At 67.6% G+C, this 1,094-nt stretch carries 1 protein-coding gene; it reads left to right on the top strand.

Features of this window, described 5'->3' with window-relative positions:
- Positions 1 to 69: 69 nt before the first annotated feature.
- The coding region (gene istA / locus AB1460_RS37695) for an IS21 family transposase (RefSeq protein WP_368967358.1) at positions 70 to 1,094 on the top strand (1,025 nt) is incomplete at its 3' end.

Below are 1,094 nucleotides of genomic sequence, written 5' to 3'. Positions count from 1 at the left end.
TGTCGCAGCCTCCGGAAAACTGACCCCCTGGGGGGCCGCGAAAGTTGACCCCCTGCTGAGGTAGGAGGGGTGCTGAAGGTGGAGGACTGGGCGGAGATCCGCCGGTTGCATCGGGCTGAGGGTGTACCGATCAAGGAGATCGCGCGGCGGTTGGGGGTGGCGCGGAACACGGTGCGGGCGGCGTTGGCGTCGGACCGGCCGCCGAAGTACGAGCGGGCGCCGCGGGGGTCGGTGGTGGACTCGTACGAGCCAGCGATCAGGGCGTTGCTGGCGGAGTGGCCGCGGATGCCGTCACCGGTGATCGCGCAGCGGATCGGCTGGCCGTACTCGTTGTCGCCGTTGAAGAAGCGGTTGACGCTGATCCGTCCGGAGTATGTCGGGATCGACCCGGTGGATCGGGTGGTCTACGAGCCAGGGCAGGTGGCGCACTGCGATCTGTGGTTCCCGGAAACCCGGATCCCGGTGGGGCCGGGACAGGAGAGAATGTTGCCGGTACTGGTGATGACGCTGGCGTTCTCCCGGTTCCTGACAGCGACGATGATTCCCTCACGGCAGGCTGGTGACATCCTGGCGGGGATGTGGCTGCTGATCCGTGGGGTCGGGCAGGTCACGAAGATGCTGGTCTGGGATCGGGAATCGGCGATTGGTGGGACGGGTCGGGTGTCGGCGCCGGCGGCGGCTTTCGCGGGCACGTTGGCGACCCAGATCAAGCTCGCACCGCCCCGGGACCCGGAATACAAGGGTATCGTCGAACGGGCCAACGGATATTTCGAGACGTCGTTCCTGCCTGGCCGAAGGTTCGTCTCGCCGGCGGATTTCAACACGCAGCTGAGCGAATGGCTGCCGGTGGCGAACGCCCGCACGGTGCGGTCGATCGGTGGCCGTCCGATCGATCTGCTGGACACCGACCGGGCGTCGATGCTGGAGCTGCCACCGGTGGACCCACCGACCGGCCTTGGTTCCCGTGTTCGCCTGGGTCGGGACTATTACGTGCGGGTCGACACCGTCGATTACTCCGTCGACCCGCGGGCGATCGGCCGGTTCGTCGAGGTGACCGCCTCCCTCGACACGGTGGCGGTGACCTGCGACGGCCA

Origin of the sequence: Parafrankia sp. FMc2, assembly GCF_041008525.1 — a bacterium.
In the GTDB taxonomy this organism is placed as follows: Bacteria; Actinomycetota; Actinomycetes; order Frankiales; family Frankiaceae; genus Parafrankia.
Note: the sequence above shows the minus strand (reverse complement) of the source record. Positions and strands in the feature narration are given on the sequence as shown.